Origin of the sequence: Pseudomonas sp. PHC1 (assembly GCF_046487845.1) — a bacterium.
Classification (GTDB): Bacteria; Pseudomonadota; Gammaproteobacteria; order Pseudomonadales; family Pseudomonadaceae; genus Aquipseudomonas; species Aquipseudomonas sputi.
The window spans coordinates 133,996-150,140 of the sequence record NZ_JBJXHJ010000015.1 but is presented as its reverse complement, the minus strand read 5'-3'; the positions used below and the strand labels follow the sequence as shown (position 1 = coordinate 150,140).

Here is a 16,145-nt window from a genome sequence, read left to right as displayed (position 1 = left end):
CCAGGCTTGGATAGCTGACTTGCACATTGGCTTCAGCGCCGAGCGTATCGGCGTTCAGTTCGCCGGCCGGTGCTTCGACTACTTGAAACAGCGATGGTTGAGCAGCGGACACACCTTGGGAATTGTCCGTTGGTACGGCCAAGCTATTCATTTGCCCAGAAGAAGTGCGGGTGCTTTTTTCGGCAGGGGGAATATGCGCCGTGCAACCGACAAAGCTTAATATCAGAACGTACGCGGATATTTTCAACATGACCGTGCCCTCTCCAATGACAGCTATTCACCGGAGATCAATCGAACCGGGTGCTGATATCGGGAAAGCTAGGGCCGTGGCAAAATCTCGTCCACTGTCAGAACTGACAGGTGATTATTCATCCAGTGCCACTTGTGACGATTGAAGAAAGACCGCCCGCAGGCTCGAGCCGTGACCGGACGATCTTTCTCTCTTGAAGATCAGAGGCCTACAACATCCTCAGCCTGCAACCCCTTCTGCCCTTCCACCACCGCGTATTCAACCTGCTGACCCTCGGTCAGCGAACGGTGGCCTTCGCCACGGATCGCGCGGTAGTGCACGAACACGTCCACCCCGTCTTCGCGCTGAATGAAGCCGTAGCCCTTGGCGTCGTTGAACCACTTCACGTTGCCGGTTTCACGTGTTGCCATCTGTTCATACTCCGTTTTTATTATTGAACAGGCTTTTCGCAGGAAAGCCTTTGAGGAACGTCAGCCTGCGTCCGACGTCCATAAAAGGGCCCCGGCGACAGATCGCCGAGTATATGACAGGCGGCAAAACTCTCAACAGGAGATTACTTCGCCGCTTTTTTGCCGATTTTCCATGAATCCGGCACACTATCGACCGCCCGAGCAAACGCTCGGTTTATCCACTCACGCAGAAGCCGTATGACCCGCTCCCCGTTCCGCCGTCTTGTGTTTGGCACCTTGCGCCGACTGTTATATCTCTGGGTTCGCTCCGAGACGATCAACCAGTCGTCGTTCACCCTCAACCTCGACCGCAGTCGTCCGGTGTTCTACGTCCTGCAAAATCCATCGCTGACCGATCTGGCGGTGGTCGACACCGAGTGCACCAAGGCCGGTCTGCCGCGCCCGGTGCTGCCGGTGTCCGTGGGTTCGCTGATCGAACCGGCGGCGTTCTTCTACCTGACGCCAGACCCGGACTGGCTCGGCCGCCAGGACAAACGCGGTGCGCCGCCGACCCTGACCCGACTGGTCAGTGCCCTGAGTCAGAACGCTGCCGAAGACGCACAGATCATTCCGGTCAGCGTGTTCTGGGGCCAGTCGCCGGACAGCGAGAACAGCCCATGGAAATTGCTGTTCGCCGACAGCTGGGCCGTCACCGGGCGCCTGCGTCGCCTGCTTAGCATCATGATTCTGGGGCGCAAGACCCGCGTGCAATTCTCCGCACCGATCCACCTTCGCGAACTGATCGAGCACAACAAGGGGCACGAGCGCACCGTGCGCATGGCCCAGCGGATCCTGCGGGTGCACTTTCGCAACCTCAAGGCTGCGGTGATCGGTCCGGACATTTCCCACCGCCGTAACCTGGTCAAAGGCCTGCTCAACCAGCCGCTGGTCAAGCAAGCGATCCTCGACGAAGCCGAGCGCGAAAACATTTCCCCGGAAAAAGCCAAGGCCCAGGCCCTGCGCTACGGCAACGAGATCGCCTCGGACTACACCTACACCGCGATCCGTTTTCTCGAAGTGGTGCTGAGCTGGTTCTGGAACAAGATCTACGACGGGATCAAGGTCAACCACATCGAAGGCGTGCAGAAGGTCGCCCAGGGTCACGAAGTGATCTACGTGCCGTGCCACCGCAGCCACATTGACTACCTGCTGCTGTCGTACTTGCTATTTCGCAACGGCCTGACGCCGCCGCACATCGCCGCCGGGATCAACCTGAACATGCCGGTGATCGGCAGCCTGCTGCGCCGTGGCGGTGCGTTCTTCATGCGCCGCACGTTCAAGGGCAATCCGCTGTACACCTCGGTGTTCAACGAATACCTGCACACCCTGTTCACCAAAGGTTTTCCGGTCGAATACTTCGTCGAAGGTGGCCGCTCGCGTACCGGACGCATGCTGCAGCCGAAAACCGGGATGCTCGCAATCACCATGCGCAGCTTCTTGCGTTCGTCGCGGATGCCGATCGTGTTCGTGCCGGTGTACATCGGTTATGAGCGCGTACTGGAAGGCCGTACTTACCTCGGCGAGCTGCGTGGCGCGAGCAAGAAGAAAGAATCAATCTTCGACATCTTCAAAGTCATCGGCGCACTCAAGCAGCGCTTCGGCCAGGTGGCGGTGAACTTCGGCGAGCCGATCAAACTGGCGGAATTTCTCGACAGCGAACAACCGGACTGGCGCCAGCAGGAACTGGGCCCGCAGTACAAACCGGCGTGGCTCAACGAAACCACCCATCGTCTCGGAGAGAAAGTCGCGCAGCATCTGAACGAAGCCGCTGCGGTCAATCCGGTCAACCTGGTGGCGCTGGCGCTGCTGTCGACCACCCGTCTGGCGCTGGATGATCGGGCCATGGCGCGGGTGCTGGATCTGTATCTGGCGCTGCTGCGCAAGGTTCCGTACTCGCCGCACACCACCTTGCCGGAAGGCGATGGCCGGGCGTTGATCGAGCATGTGAAGGACATGGATCTGCTGTCCGAGCAGAGCGACGCGCTGGGCAAGATTCTGTATCTGGACGAGCAGAACGCCGTCCTCATGACCTACTACCGCAACAACGTGCTGCACATCTTCGCCCTGCCGGCGCTGCTGGCGAGCTTCTTCCAGAGCACCTCGCGCATGAGCCGCGAACAGATCCTGCGCTACACCCGCGCGCTGTATCCGTACCTGCAATCGGAGTTGTTCATCCGCTGGACGCTGGACGAACTGGATGCGGTGATCGATCAATGGCTGGAAGCGTTTGTCGAGCAAGGCCTGCTGCGTTTCGAGAAAGACGTGTACCTGCGTCCGGCGCCGAGCTCGCGGCATTTCGTGCTGCTGACCCTGCTGTCGAAGAGCATCGCCCAGACCCTGCAACGCTTCTACATGACGGTTTCCCTGCTGCTCAACAGTGGCCAGAACAGCATCAGTGCCGAAGAACTGGAGGATCTGTGCACGGTCATGGCTCAGCGCCTGTCGATCCTGCATGGTCTGAACGCGCCGGAATTCTTCGACAAAAGCCTGTTCCGCCACTTCATCCAGACCCTGCTCGACCTCGACGTACTGCGCCGCGACGAAGCCGGCAAGTTGAGCTATCACGAACTGCTCGGCGAACTGGCCGAAGGCGCCGCCAAACGGGTGTTGCCGGCGGAGATTCGTTTGTCGATCCGTCAGGTGGCGTTGCACCGCAGCGAGGATGCGGCCGATCAGGTCGCCCCCCCTGTGCAAAGCGACTAAATTTTTGCAGGCGCCAGGCTTCTTCTGGCGCCGTCGATACGGAGATCTCCGATGAAAAAACTTTCCCTGCTGGCCGCCGCCACGCTGCTCAGCGCCTGCCAGTCGACCTCACCGGCCGGCAAGGTCAGCCTCGACGGCGAAGTGTTCTACCTGCAACGCATCGCCCTGCCGCCCAGTGCGACCTTGAGCGTGAGCCTGCAGGACGTTTCGCTGGCCGACGCTCCGGCCCTGGTGCTCGATGAACAGAAAGGCCCGGTCAAAGGCCAGGTGCCGCTGCCGTTCCACTTGAGCTACGATCCGGCCCAGGTCAAACCCGGCCACCGCTACTCGGTCAGCGCACGCATTGAAGTCAACGGCGAGCTGATGTTCATCACCACCGAAAACCATGCCGTGCAGCTTGATGGCAAGGATCCGCAGCCACTGAAGATCCGCGTCGACGCTGCCCGCTAACGCTCTCTTAAAAAAGGAAGCCGCCATGCTCCGCCCTACCCTTCGCTTCGCCGGCCTGTGCGCAGGCCTGATGATCTGCGCCAACGCACTGGCGCTGTCCCTCAACGACCTGTCGCAAGGCGACGCCACCGGCGGCCTCAAGGATGCCCTGACCCAGGGCGCGCAACTGGCCGTCAAGCAACTCGGCACCCCGGGCGGCTTTAGCAACAACCCGGACGTGAAGATCGAACTGCCGGGCAAACTCGGCAAAGTCGCCGGCAAGATGAAAGCCTTCGGCATGGGCGCCCAGGTCGAGGAGCTGGAAACCGCCATGAACAAGGCCGCGGAAACCGCCGTCACCCAGGCCCAGCCGATCCTCGTCGACGCCGTGAAGAAAATGAGCGTGGAAGACGCCAAAGGCATCCTCAGCGGCGGCAACGACTCCGCCACCCGATACCTGGACAAATCCAGCCGCGAACAGATCCGCACCAAGTTCCTGCCGATCGTCAAACAGGCAACCGACAAGGTCGGCGTAGCCCAGAAATACAACGCCTTCGCCGGCCAGGCCGCGACCTTCGGCGTGGTGGACGCGAAAAGCGCCAATATCGAAAGCTACGTGACCGAACAAGCGCTCAACGGCCTGTTCGAAATGATCGGCAAACAGGAAGAAACCATCCGCAAAAACCCGGCCGCTGCGGCGACGAGCCTGGCGAAGAAGGTGTTCGGTACGCTTTAACTCCCTCGCGCAATGAAAAGCCCGCTGACCTTTACAGGTTCAGCGGGCTTTTTCATGGGAGTCAGTTTTGTGAAGCGAACCGAGCCAAAGCCTGGCTTGAGATCGCGCTTGAAATCGCAAATCTGAAAACGCTTGAGAGCACTCAGGCGTTCCGCAGCTTTTTTGAACAGTTCAAGAACCACTGTAGCCCTCCCCCAGGGGGAAGAGTGGACTGACCGAGGAGTTTGTGAGAGCTACGCCGACATGAAATACCGAAGTGAACTCGGGTTTTAAAACACATACAGCACCACTCCCACTCCACTCCCGCTTTGGCTTTGGCTTTGGCTTTGGCTTTGGCTTTGGCTTTGACTTTCCACCACTCAACACAATGAGCGTTAGCTCGAGTAACGCTTTTGACGTGCCGGCCCCATCGGAAGGCTGAGTGGAGGGATTCATCCGGGGGTAGGCGCGTAGCGCCGTTCGACGAAGTCGAACACATCGAGAGGAGGTGCAGCGAAGCAAACCGTAGGCGATGCCCCCGGATGAATCCCGGAACGAAGGAACACCGAGCCCCAGCGAGGGGCCGAACGCCGGGGCCAAGCCTTTTGGTTCCTTTTTGGCGTCTGAAAAAGGGACTCGCCGTAAGGGCGAAACCGCCAGCCGCAACACCCAAAGAAACGGATATTCACCCAAAACCCCAAGAGCCTGGTCGGCCCAAAGGCCGCCAAGCTCAACCAGCCTCAAGCCTCCTTGCGAACCCTGAACCAAGCCGCATACAACGCCGGCAAAAACAAAAGCGTCAGAGCAGTCGCAACAATCAACCCCCCCATGATCGCCACCGCCATCGGCCCAAAAAACACACTGCGAGAAAGCGGAATCATCGCCAACACCGCCGCCAAAGCCGTCAACACAATCGGCCGGAACCGCCGCACGGTCGCCTCGATAATCGCCTGCCACGGCTTGAGCCCGGCGGCGATGTCCTGCTCGATCTGATCCACCAGAATCACCGAGTTACGCATGATCATCCCCGACAGCGCGATCGTCCCGAGCATCGCCACAAACCCGAACGGCTGGCGGAACACCAACAGAAACAGCGTCACCCCGATCAACCCCAAAGGCGCCGTCAGAAACACCATCGCCGTGCGCGAAAAACTGCGCAGCTGCACCATCAGCAACGTCAGCACCACGATAATGAACATCGGCACCCCGGCGTTCACCGACTTCTGCCCACGCTCCGAATCCTCCACCGTGCCGCCGACATCCAGCAGATAGCCGTCCGGCAATTCGGCACGGATCGGATCAAGCGTCGGCATGATCTGCTTCACCAGCGTTGCCGGCTGCTCCTTGCCGTAGATGTCCGCCCGCACGGTGACGTTCGGCAGGCGATTGCGGTGCCAGATGATGCCTTCCTCGAAGCCATATTCCAGTGTGGCGATCTGCGACAGCGCGACGCTGCGACCGTTGTCGGTCGGCACCGCCAGGCTCGGCAGCAACGACAGTTCGGTGCGCTCGTGCACGGTGCCACGCAGGAGGATTTCGATCAGTTCGTTGTCTTCGCGGTACTGGCTGACACTGGAGCCGGTCAGCGAACTCTGAAGGAATTTCGCCAGGCTCGCCGTGCTCACACCCAAGGCCCGGGCGCGGTCCTGATCGATGTTCAGGTACACGACCTTGCTCGGCTCTTCCCAGTCCAGATGCACGTTCACCACATGCGGATTCTCACGCACCTTGGCCGCGACCTTGCGCGCCAGGGCGCGGACTTCTTCGATGTGTTCGCCGGTGACGCGGAACTGCACCGGGTAACCGACCGGCGGGCCGTTTTCCAGGCGCGTGACCCGCGAGCGCAAGGCCGGGAACTGCTCGTTCAAGGTGTCGATCAGCCACGTACGCAGCGCTTCGCGCTCCTCGATGGTTTTCGCCAGGACGACGAACTGGGCGAAGCTCGCCGCCGGCAGTTGTTGATCCAGCGGCAGGTAGAAACGCGGCGAACCGGTGCCGACGTAAGCGACATAGTTGTCGATGCCGGCGTGATCCTTGAGCATCGCTTCCAGGCGCTTGACCTCGCCCGTGGTATTGGCCAGCGAGGCGCCCTCGGCAAGCTTCAGATCGACCATCAATTCCAGTCGCCCGGACGCCGGGAAGAACTGCTGCGGCACGAACCGGAACAACGCCACCGAAGCCACAAACAGCAACACGGTGAGCACGATCACGGTTTTTCGCCGGCGCACGCACCACTCCACCAGACGCCGCACCCGTTGGTAGAACGGCGTTCCGTAAGGATCGGTCCGGCCGTCAGCCGTACCGTGTTTGGCCGCGTGAATTTTCGCCAGATCCGGCAGGAGTTTTTCCCCCAGATACGGCACGAACACCACGGCCGCCACCCACGATGCGAGCAAGGCAATGGTCACCACCTGGAAGATCGAGCGGGTGTATTCGCCAGTACCGGACTGCGCAGTGGCAATCGGCAGGAAGCCAGCGGCGGTGATCAGCGTACCGGTGAGCATCGGGAACGCCGTGCTGGTCCAGGCATAACTGGCAGCCTTGATCCGGTCGAAGCCCTGCTCCATTTTGATCGCCATCATTTCCACGGCGATGATCGCGTCGTCCACCAGCAAACCCAGCGCCAGCACCAGCGCGCCAAGGGAGATCTTGTGCAGGCCGATGCCCAAGTAATACATGCAGGCGAAGGTCATCGCCAGCACCAGCGGAATGGCCAGCGCCACTACCATGCCGGTGCGTACACCGAGGGAGAAAAAGCTCACCAGCAACACGATGGCCAACGCTTCGACCAGCACCTGAACGAATTCACCCACGCCGGTTTTCACGGCGGCGGGCTGGTCGGAGACCTTGCGCAACTGCATGCCGGCCGGCAGGTTTTGCTGGATGCGGGCGAACTCGATTTCCAGGGCCTTGCCCAGCACCAGAATGTCGCCGCCGTCCTTCATTGCCACCGCCAGACCAATGGCGTCTTCGCCCATGAAGCGCATGCGCGGTGCCGGAGGATCGTTGAAACCGCGCCGCACGTCGGCGACATCGGAGATGCGGAACGTACGATCACCGACCCGGATCGGGAAGTTCTTGATCTCGTCGACTGTCTGAAAATTCCCCGAGACCCGTAGCTGCAATCGCTCGCTGCCGGTTTCGAAGAAGCCGGCGGTGGATACCGCGTTCTGCTCTTCCAATGCCTGCTGCACCGCAGCCAAAGGCAGACCGAGGGTGGCGAGTTTGACGTTGGACAGTTCGACCCAGACCTTCTCGTCCTGCAGACCGAGCAGATCGACCTTGCCCACATCCTTGACCCGCTGCAGCTGGATCTGGATACGGTCGGCATAATCCTTGAGCACCGCGTAGTCGAAACCATCGCCGGTCAGCGCATAGATATTGCCGAAGGTGGTGCCGAACTCATCGTTGAAAAACGGACCCTGAATCCCCGGCGGCAGGGTCTGGCGAATGTCACCGACCTTCTTGCGCACCTGATACCAGAGATCCGGAATCTCCACCGAATGCATGGAGTCGCGGGCAATGAACGTGACCTGGGATTCACCAGGGCGCGAGAACGAGACAATCCGCTCGTACTCGCCGGTTTCCATCAGTTTCTTTTCGATGCGCTCGGTAACCTGGCGCGAGACTTCCTGCGCCGTGGCACCGGGCCAGCGGGTCTGGATGACCATGGCCTTGAACGTGAACGGCGGATCTTCGCTCTGGCCGAGCTTGGTGTAGGACAAGGCGCCGACGATCGCCAGCAAAAGCATCAGGAACAGTACGATCTGGCGATTGCGCAGCGCCCAGGCGGAAAGATTGAAACCCATCGGGGATTACTCCTTGTCCGCCAGATTGACCACGCGGTTGGAACGATCCACCGGACGCACCTGCTGCCCTTCCAGCAGAACATGCACGCCGGCGGCGACCACCCAGTCGCTGGCGTTCAGGCCTTCGAGCACCGGCACGGTTTTCTCACCGAACGGGCCGACGCGTACCGGAGTCTTTTTCAGGGTGTTGTTGGCGCTGACGACCCAGACGTAGGTCGCGCCGTTTTCGGCCGTCAGTGCCGAGAGCGGCACCGACAGCGGGATGACATCGGCGGTCTGCACGAAGACCCGGGCGCTCTGGCCCAGTTCTGCCGGGACCTTGCCGGCGGTGAATGAAATGCGTGCGGCGAAGGTACGGGATTTCGGATCGGCGGCCGGCGACAGCTCGCGGATCTGCCCGGCGAAGCGCTGGTTCGGTTGCGTCCACAACTCCACCGACACCGGCTGGCCGACCTTGAAGCGGCCGAAACTCTGCTCCGGCAGGCTGATCAGCACTTCCCGTTCGCCGTCAGTGGCGAGGGTGAACACGGTTTGCCCGGCGGCGACCACTTGCCCGACTTCCACCGAACGCTTGGCCACCACGCCATCCTGAGGCGCGCGCAGCACGGCGTAACTGGCCTGATTGGTCGAGACGTTGAATTCGGCTTTGATCTGTTTGAGGCGGGCTTCGCCGGAGCGGTAGAGGTTCTCGGCATTGTCGTAGGCCGAGCGGCTGACCATCTGCCGTTCCATCAGGGTCTTGTAACGGTCACGCTCGGCGCGCACCAGATTAAGATTGGCTTCGGCCGCCGCGACCTGGGCCCGGGTCGCTTCCAGTTGCAGGCGTACATCCTGCGGATCGAGTTCGGCGAGCGGTTGATCGGCCTTCACGCGCTGACCTTCGTCGACCAGCCGTCGGCTGACTTTGCCGCCGATACGGAACGCCAGGTCGGGTTCGTAGCGGGCGCGAACCTCACCCGGATAACTTTCCATCGCCTGCGCCGAAGGCTCTGGCTGAACCACCATGGCCGGTCGCACGCTGACTTGTGTCACCTCTTCCTTGCCACACGCCGACAACAGAAACGCCAGACTGACTGGCACCGCAAAAGACAACGCATGGCGGAACATGGTGAAGGACCTTTCGCTAAGGAGGCTTGGAATAATTATACTGGCCGGTATGTTATTAATAGCAAACTCACCAGTCCAGTATTAAAAGCGAAGAATGTCGAACAATCTGTCCACTCCAAACGGCCCGGGTCGACCGAAGGATCCGGCCAAGCGCCAGGCAATTCTCGAGGCGGCGAAAATCCTGTTTCTGAGTCATGGCTATGCCAACACCAGCATGGACGCGGTGGCCGCCGAGGCCGGGGTGTCGAAGCTGACGGTCTACAGCCATTTCAACGACAAGGAGACGCTGTTCTCCGCCGCCGTGGTAGCCAAATGCGAGGAGCAATTGCCGCCGCTGTTCTTTGAATTGCCGGACGGCATCGCGGTGGAAAATGTGTTGCTGAACATTGCGCGAGGCTTTCACCACCTGATCAACAGCGATGAATCGGTGAATCTGCATCGCCTGATCATGGCGCTGGGCAGTCAGGATCCCAACCTGTCACTGATCTTCTTCGAGGCCGGCCCGCAGCGCATGGTGCAGGGAATGGAACGGTTGCTGACGCGGATCCACGAGAACGGCGCGCTGAACATCGACAAGCCGCGCAACGCTGCCGAGCATTTTTTCTGCCTGATCAAGGGCGCGGGGAATTTCCGCCTGCTGTATGGCTGCGGCGAGCCGCTGACCGGCGAGGCGGCGGAAAGTCATGTGCAGGAAGTGGTCGAGTTGTTCATGCGGGCCTATCGACCCTGAAAACAAAAATCCCACGCCATGCGTGGGATTTTCTTATGCGACGGCTCAGGCCTTGAGCGCTTTCTTCGGGTAGATGTCGTAACGGCTGGATTTGCCATCCAGCGCATGGCTAGGCTTCGGTCCTTCGATGCACGGCGCCTTGCGCGGGCGCTTGACCACCACCCGGTGCGTGGCCAGGGCCAACGCCGCTTCCAGCAAGGCCGGGGCATCCGGATCATCGCCCACCAACGGACGGAACAGGCGCATTTCCTTCTTCACCAGCGCAGTTTTCTCACGATGCGGGAACATCGGGTCGAGGTAGATCACCTGCGGCGGCTCGCCCTCCCAATTGCGCATCACCTCGATGGAATTGCCCTTGAGCAGCTTCATCCGCGCCACGATCGGCGCCACGTCGAAGTCTTCCGCCGCCCGGGCCAGACCATCCTCCAGCAAGGCGCCGATCAGCGGCTGACGCTCGATCAGGCTCATCTCGCAACCAAGACTGGCCAGCACGAACGCATCCTTGCCCAGCCCTGCCGTGGCATCCAGCACCCGTGGACGTACACCTTGGGCGATGCCGACCGCCTTGGCGATCATCTGCCCGCTCCCCCCGCCATACAACCGGCGGTGGGCCGCGCCACCCTCGACGAAGTCGACCCGCACCGGCCCCGGTGCATCCGGTCCCAGTTGTTGCAGCTGCAACCCCTGCTCGCCGACCTGCAAGGCAAACTCGCCGTCGGCCACCTGCAACGGCAGGTTCAGGCGCTGCGCCCACTGCTCGGCCTGCGCTTCGAACGTCGGGCCGAGGGCCTCGACATGGATGCGGCAGGCCGCGGGTTGCTCAATCATGGAAAACACGCTCAAAAAAGTTAAGGATCGGCAAAAACCGCCGATAACCCAATCAACGCGCATTTTGCCAGAGCTGAGCGTCAACCGAAAAAAATGTCAGGCATTCTTCCCACATCGATTGGCTACCTTTCGCCCACAGGCGATTTCAGCCGTCATAACACTCAAGCATTGGGCGGCGTCAGCCACCTGTGGCAGGATTTCTTTGCCCAGGCACTGGCCGAACAGTCGAGTGATGTGGTGCCGGCCTGCGGCACGTTCCCACCGGTTGATCTGCAAAGCCCGGAAGAACCGACCGTCGGCAGCGAACTGCACGCGCACATCATCAGCCAGCGCGAATGCGATGTGGTGGAAACCCAGGTGCGTCCGCCGGAGCCGCTGTTCCTGCCGATCGCCGAGCTCGAACTGGATCTGGCCGAGCCCTACCCTCCATTCCCGCCGGAAGCCATCGAGGTTCAGCAAAAGCAGCAGGCCTTCGACAGCAGCTGGGTTCGCCCGATCGTGATCAACAACGGCCAGCCGATTCCGGAACCGGGTCCTGCGCCGCAGAAAAAACCGCTGTACCTGCCGATTGCCGAGTTCGACCTGGATCTGCTGCAGCCTTACCCGCCGTTCCCGCCGGAAGAAATCGTCGAACAGCAGAAAGCCCTGGACTTCGATAACGGCTGGGTGCGCCCAATCGTTCAGCAGAACCTGCGCATCGCCGCCTGATCCCTCAGCGACACACGCTCCAGCGCCCGACATCGACATGAAAGTGATTGCGATGGGCGGCGTTGTAATCCGGACTCAACACCACACTGAACGCCTCGCAGGCACCGTCGCGCAGCTGACGTAGAAACTGCGCGTCCTGATTTTGCTTCGGCCAGTCCTTGAGCACACTGATCGCGCGACCATCCGCCAGGCGGAAGCCGGCGATGTCCAGCGCATCGGCGCTGGCATGGCGGCTGAGTGCGCCGTTCTCGCGGTTGTAGACGTTGCGGCAGGCAAAGCTGCCAAGATGGTCGACCCGAGCCACCGATTGACCGTAGACCTGCTGCGCCGCCGGTTGCAGCGTATGGCGCTCGAACATCGCAAACGCCACGGCCAATGGGCAACTGGCAAGAAAACTGCTGCTGAGCCCCACCCCGCCACCCTGCACGCGCAAAGCGCCGATCAACGGACATTTGGCATCGGGACTGTCGGCCTGTGGCGAAACCCGCAGGCCCGAGCTGCCCAATGCCTGCTCGCACAACAATGGATCGCTGCGCAGGCGCATCAACTTGTAGCCTGTGAGCCCGTTGGGCGTCGCCTGCACATCCAGCGGCGCCCACGGGTTCCACTGCGGCGGCACATCGAGCCAACCGCGCCAGACGCCGATCAGGCTGCCACCGATAATTAACAGCCCTGCCAACAGCAGCCAGCGGCCCATGCTCATCCCTTGAAGAATTGATTGGCCTTGGCGTACGGCATCGAACGAGACGTGAAAGTGAAGGTGCCGGACTGCTAGATTTCTTCAGCCGCGCGGAAAAACTCACCCAATGCCGCCAGTGCCAGCGCCGAGCCGGTGCTGATTCGCTTCACGCCCATTTCTTCGAGCTGCTGCACGGTCAGCGTCAATCCACCGGACATCAACACATTGACCGGTTTCGGCGCCACTGCGCGCACCACCGTCAGGACTTCTTCGGCGGTGCGCAGGCCCGGCGCGTACAGCACGTCGGCGCCGGCTTCGGCAAAGGCCTGCAAGCGGCGAATGGTGTCGTTGAGATCGGGATTGCCGTGCAGGTAGTTCTCCGCACGGGCCGTCAAGGTGAAGGGAAACGGCAAGGTGCGCACGGCAGCGACGGCGGCTTCGATCCGCGCCACCGCGTGTTCGAAGCAGTAGATCGGCGAGTCTTCACGGCCGGTGGCATCTTCGATCGAGCCACCCACGGCGCCCGCCTCGGCAGCGCGGATCAGACTTTGTGCTGATTCGGCCGGGGCATCGGCGAAGCCGTTTTCCAGATCCACCGCCACCGGCAAATCCGTGGCCGCGACAATCGCCCGGACATTGGCCAGCGTATCGTCGAGGCTCAGGCCACCATCGGGCTTGCCCTGGGAAAACGCATAGCCGGCGCTGGTGGTCGCCAGCGCCTGATAGCCGAGACTGGCGAGCATCTTCGCGGAACCGGCATCCCACGGATTGGGAATCACGAAAATCCCGGGGCGTTCGTGCAGGGCTTTGAAGGTTTCGGCTTTACGAACTTGTTCTTGACGGGCTTGGGCATCCATCGGCAGGCTCCTGGGCAGGAAGAAATCCGCCTCAGAGCAGACCAAGTTGCTCGGCGGCGGGTTCTCTGTATAGCTCAGGCAAAGGTCGCAGGCCAGGCAAACGTTGCATCAGTTGAGCGTGAAAACGTTGCGCCAGCTTCGCCGCCAGAATGTTATCGGCGGTGTGCAGGAAGATGTACGGCGTGCGGCCCTCTTCGATCCACTCGGCGATTTTCGCCACCCACGGCACCAGAAATGGATCGTTGGCCTCAAGCGCCGGATGGCCGATGAAGCGCACCTGCGGGAATTGAGTGAAAGCCGCCGGACGCGTGGGCACGCGGGGCTTTTTCGATTGGGCGTGGATCACCGACGACTCGGTCGACAGGCAACTGAACAAGGCGCGCGGATCAAGACAGATGCGCTCAACGCCGCGATCCAGCAACAGCCGATTGAGCAACCGCTCACTCTCCCCCTTGGCGAAGAACTGTTCGTGGCGCACTTCCACCGCCAGCGGGCAATCCAGCGCATCGATGAACGCAGCAAGCTCCGGCAAACGGTGCGGCGTGAAGCTTTTCGACAGTTGCAGCCACATTGGCGAGACGCGCTCACCGAGCGGCTTGAGTAGCTGGAGGAAGGTTTCGGCGGCGGTCAGTTGATCGCGCAAGTCGCCACTGTGGCTGATGTCACCGGGGAACTTGGCGGTGAAGCGAAAGTGTTCCGGCATCACCTCGGCCCAGCGCTGCACGGTGGCCGGCGACGGGCTGGCGTAGAAGGTCGTGTTGCCTTCCACGGCGTTGAACACTTGTGAATAGAGCCCGAGGAAATCGGAGGTCTTGGCGTCTACCGGATACAGGTACTCGCGCCAGGCGTTTTCGCTCCAGGACGGGCAACCGAGGTAGTAAGGCAGATCCATCAGATGTACAGATCGAGGCCCAGCACGTCTGCATCCCAATCGACAAAACCGGCGGTGCTCAGGTAGCTGGCCAGGGCCATGGCCACGCTTTTCTTCATCGCGCGGTGATAAATCATGTCTTGTTGACGGGCGGGCAGATTGCTCAGGCGTTGGGCGGTGGCTTTGGCGGCACGGGCCGCCAGTTGCTCTTCGGTCGGGAATTCCAGCTCGCCGTCGATATCGTCGACGGACTCATCCAGCGCCGGATTGCCTTTGCGAGGCTTGCGCTTGATGGGGTAGGAATGAGTGGAAACGCCGTCTATACGCATAAAGTCATGCTCGGTATCGATGATGGCAATTTAGCGGCACCTGACCGACTTAGCAAATCGCCGAGTGATAACTAGAACACATAAAAGACAAAAGGTTTAAAGCGCGGGGTTAGAAACGGACGATTGGCAGGAACGAACGGGCCCCTGCGGCGAATGCCACAGGGTGAATGGCCTCAGCGGGCTTTCGGGGTGGCCACTTTGTCACGCAGATAAACCGGCTGGGCGTCGTCCGCCGGAATCGCTTCACCGCGCGCCCAAGCAAATCGCGCCAGGGTCAGCAAGTCTTCGGCGTGTGGCAGCATGCCAGCGTCGGATCCGGTCAGGTTTACAGCGATGCGTTCGCCATAACCCCAGCCAGTGCCAGCACCGAACCAGTCACCCGAGGCATCGTCCGGCAGTGCGGCGACTTCCGGCGGCAGCACTGCCTCGGCGCCGACCAGACGCATCTCCCCGGCCGTCTCGCGGTAGCAGCCCCAATACACCTCATCCATCCGCGCATCGATGGCGGCCGCGACCTGGCTCACGCCGTGCTCGCGATAAGCCCGTTGCGCCAGCACGGCCAGGTTCGACACCGGCAACACCGGGCGATCCAGCGCAAACGCCAGGCCTTGCACCACGCCGATGGCAATCCGCACGCCAGTGAAAGCGCCCGGGCCGCGACCGAAAGCGATGGCGTCCACCGCTTGCAGGGTGGTGCCGGCGTCGGCCAGCAGTTGCTGGATCATCGGCAGCAGTTTCTGCGCGTGCAGGCGCGGGATCACCTCGTAATGGCTCGTGACCTTGCCGTCATGCAGCAAGGCAACGGAGCAAGCTTCAGTCGCGGTGTCCAGGGCCAGCAAGGTGCTCATCGATGTGTCCGTAAATCAGGTGGGGAAAAGTGCGCCAGTATAAACAACTACGGCCCGCAAGCGGGCCGTGGATGATGCAGCGGATCAGGTTTTTCAGCTCAGGGCTTCAAGCACCTTGGCAGTGATCGCTTCAACCGAACCGACGCCAGGGATATGGCTGTACTTCGGCTTGCCACCGTTATTGGCGGACAGGTTCTGGTAGAACTCCACCAGCGGCTTGGTCTGCGAGTGGTAGACCGACAGGCGATGACGCACGGTTTCTTCGGTGTCGTCCTTGCGCTGCACCAGCTCTTCGCCGGTGATGTCGTCTTTGCCGGCAAGTTTCGGCGGGTTGTAGACGATGTGGTAAACGCGGCCGCTGGCCTCGTGAACGCGACGACCGGCGATACGCTGAACGATTTCTTCGTCTTCAACGGCGATTTCGACCACGGCGTCCAGCTCGACGCCGACGGTCACCAGCGCTTCAGCCTGAGGAATGGTGCGCGGGAAGCCATCGAACAGGAAACCCTTGGCGCAATCGGCTTGAGCGATACGGTCCTTGACCAGCGCGATGATCAGGTCATCCGACACCAGGCCACCGGCATCCATGATGCTCTTGGCCTTGATGCCCAGCTCGGTGCCGGCCTTGACTGCAGCACGCAGCATGTCGCCGGTGGAGATTTGCGGAATGCCGAATTTCTCGGTGATGAACTTAGCCTGAGTACCTTTACCGGCCCCGGGAGCTCCCAGCAGAATGACGCGCATCGATGTGCTCCTCAATTTTTTATATAAAAAACAACGGATTCGCCTCGTGGGGCCAATCTCAATAAAACGGGTCGTGGCCGCCCAAACGG

At 61.2% G+C, this 16,145-nt stretch carries 16 protein-coding genes and 1 pseudogene; 5 read left to right on the top strand and 12 right to left on the bottom strand.

Going from position 1 to position 16,145, the window contains the following annotated elements; translation table 11 throughout:
* Together ACKJSM_RS19095 and ACKJSM_RS19090 are read right to left on the bottom strand one after the other, a co-directional pair.
* Positions 1-250 (bottom strand): hypothetical protein (locus tag ACKJSM_RS19095; protein ID WP_410238550.1); only part of this gene is annotated, 250 nt, incomplete at its 3' end.
* Positions 251-450: 200 nt separating this feature from the next.
* Positions 451-660, bottom strand: coding sequence for a cold shock domain-containing protein (locus ACKJSM_RS19090; RefSeq protein WP_007954750.1), 210 nt, complete (start codon positions 658-660; stop codon positions 451-453).
* Positions 661-897: 237 nt separating this feature from the next.
* Here ACKJSM_RS19090 and plsB point away from each other — a divergent pair, with 237 nt between their 5' ends.
* Genes plsB through ACKJSM_RS19075 form a run of 3 tightly spaced genes read left to right on the top strand, consistent with a single transcriptional unit; the run spans position 898 to position 4,567 of the window.
* Positions 898-3,402, top strand: coding sequence for a glycerol-3-phosphate 1-O-acyltransferase PlsB (gene plsB, locus ACKJSM_RS19085; RefSeq protein ID WP_410238549.1), 2,505 nt, complete (start codon positions 898-900; stop codon positions 3,400-3,402).
* A 51-nt stretch (positions 3,403-3,453) separates the two neighbouring features.
* Positions 3,454-3,852 (top strand): YbaY family lipoprotein, encoded by a 399-nt coding sequence (locus ACKJSM_RS19080; protein ID WP_236178317.1) that lies wholly within the window; start codon positions 3,454-3,456, stop codon positions 3,850-3,852.
* A gap of 25 nt (positions 3,853-3,877) precedes the next feature.
* Positions 3,878-4,567 carry a DUF4197 domain-containing protein gene (locus ACKJSM_RS19075; protein WP_236178316.1) on the top strand — a complete coding sequence of 230 codons (690 nt, stop codon included), beginning with the start codon at positions 3,878-3,880 and terminating at the stop codon, positions 4,565-4,567.
* Here the strand turns inward: ACKJSM_RS19075 and ACKJSM_RS19070 are convergent.
* The 3 genes from ACKJSM_RS19070 to ACKJSM_RS19060 form a co-directional block, all read right to left on the bottom strand.
* Positions 4,564-4,749 (bottom strand): hypothetical protein, encoded by a 186-nt coding sequence (locus tag ACKJSM_RS19070; RefSeq protein ID WP_410238548.1) that lies wholly within the window; start codon positions 4,747-4,749, stop codon positions 4,564-4,566. The genes ACKJSM_RS19075 and ACKJSM_RS19070 overlap by 4 nt on opposite strands.
* Positions 4,750-5,286: 537 nt before the next feature.
* Positions 5,287-8,355: an efflux RND transporter permease subunit gene (locus ACKJSM_RS19065; protein WP_410238547.1), complete on the bottom strand. Its 3,069-nt coding sequence runs from the start codon at positions 8,353-8,355 to the stop codon at positions 5,287-5,289.
* Between the two features lie 6 nt (positions 8,356-8,361).
* Positions 8,362-9,462 carry an efflux RND transporter periplasmic adaptor subunit gene (locus tag ACKJSM_RS19060; protein ID WP_236178313.1) on the bottom strand — a complete coding sequence of 367 codons (1,101 nt, stop codon included), beginning with the start codon at positions 9,460-9,462 and terminating at the stop codon, positions 8,362-8,364.
* Positions 9,463-9,556: 94 nt separating this feature from the next.
* On the opposite strand from ACKJSM_RS19060, the gene ACKJSM_RS19055 reads away from it, so the two are divergent.
* Positions 9,557-10,192, top strand: a complete 636-nt coding sequence (locus tag ACKJSM_RS19055; RefSeq protein WP_236178312.1) for a TetR/AcrR family transcriptional regulator — start codon at positions 9,557-9,559, stop codon at positions 10,190-10,192.
* A gap of 45 nt (positions 10,193-10,237) precedes the next feature.
* Here the strand turns inward: ACKJSM_RS19055 and ACKJSM_RS19050 are convergent, their stop codons facing one another.
* On the bottom strand, positions 10,238-11,020 hold the full coding sequence (locus ACKJSM_RS19050) for a class I SAM-dependent methyltransferase (protein ID WP_007954738.1): 783 nt from the start codon (positions 11,018-11,020) through the stop codon (positions 10,238-10,240).
* 93 nt (positions 11,021-11,113) lie between these two features.
* Between ACKJSM_RS19050 and ACKJSM_RS19045 the strand changes: the two genes are divergently transcribed.
* Complete coding sequence (locus ACKJSM_RS19045) at positions 11,114-11,728, top strand: energy transducer TonB (protein ID WP_236178310.1); 615 nt, start codon at positions 11,114-11,116, stop codon at positions 11,726-11,728.
* A gap of 4 nt (positions 11,729-11,732) precedes the next feature.
* On the opposite strand, the gene ACKJSM_RS19040 is transcribed toward ACKJSM_RS19045, so the two are convergent.
* From ACKJSM_RS19040 to adk, 6 genes and pseudogenes are all read right to left on the bottom strand, one after another.
* The gene (locus ACKJSM_RS19040) at positions 11,733-12,425 is read right to left on the bottom strand and encodes an extensin family protein (protein ID WP_410238546.1); all 693 of its coding nucleotides are present in this window, start codon (positions 12,423-12,425) and stop codon (positions 11,733-11,735) included.
* 2 nt (positions 12,426-12,427) lie between these two features.
* Positions 12,428-13,264, bottom strand: a pseudogene (locus ACKJSM_RS19035) (oxaloacetate decarboxylase).
* 31 nt (positions 13,265-13,295) lie between these two features.
* A complete protein-coding gene (locus ACKJSM_RS19030; protein WP_236178307.1) occupies positions 13,296-14,156 on the bottom strand; it encodes a DUF72 domain-containing protein in 861 nt (286 codons plus the stop codon).
* Positions 14,156-14,464: a hypothetical protein gene (locus ACKJSM_RS19025; protein ID WP_007954720.1), complete on the bottom strand. Its 309-nt coding sequence runs from the start codon at positions 14,462-14,464 to the stop codon at positions 14,156-14,158. Before ACKJSM_RS19025 ends, ACKJSM_RS19030 begins: the two co-directional genes overlap by 1 nt.
* Positions 14,465-14,637: 173 nt before the next feature.
* Positions 14,638-15,312 carry a tRNA (adenosine(37)-N6)-threonylcarbamoyltransferase complex dimerization subunit type 1 TsaB gene (tsaB, locus tag ACKJSM_RS19020; protein WP_410238545.1) on the bottom strand — a complete coding sequence of 225 codons (675 nt, stop codon included), beginning with the start codon at positions 15,310-15,312 and terminating at the stop codon, positions 14,638-14,640.
* A 93-nt stretch (positions 15,313-15,405) separates the two neighbouring features.
* The gene (adk, locus tag ACKJSM_RS19015; protein ID WP_410238544.1) at positions 15,406-16,056 is read right to left on the bottom strand and encodes an adenylate kinase; all 651 of its coding nucleotides are present in this window, start codon (positions 16,054-16,056) and stop codon (positions 15,406-15,408) included.
* Positions 16,057-16,145 lie beyond the last annotated feature (89 nt).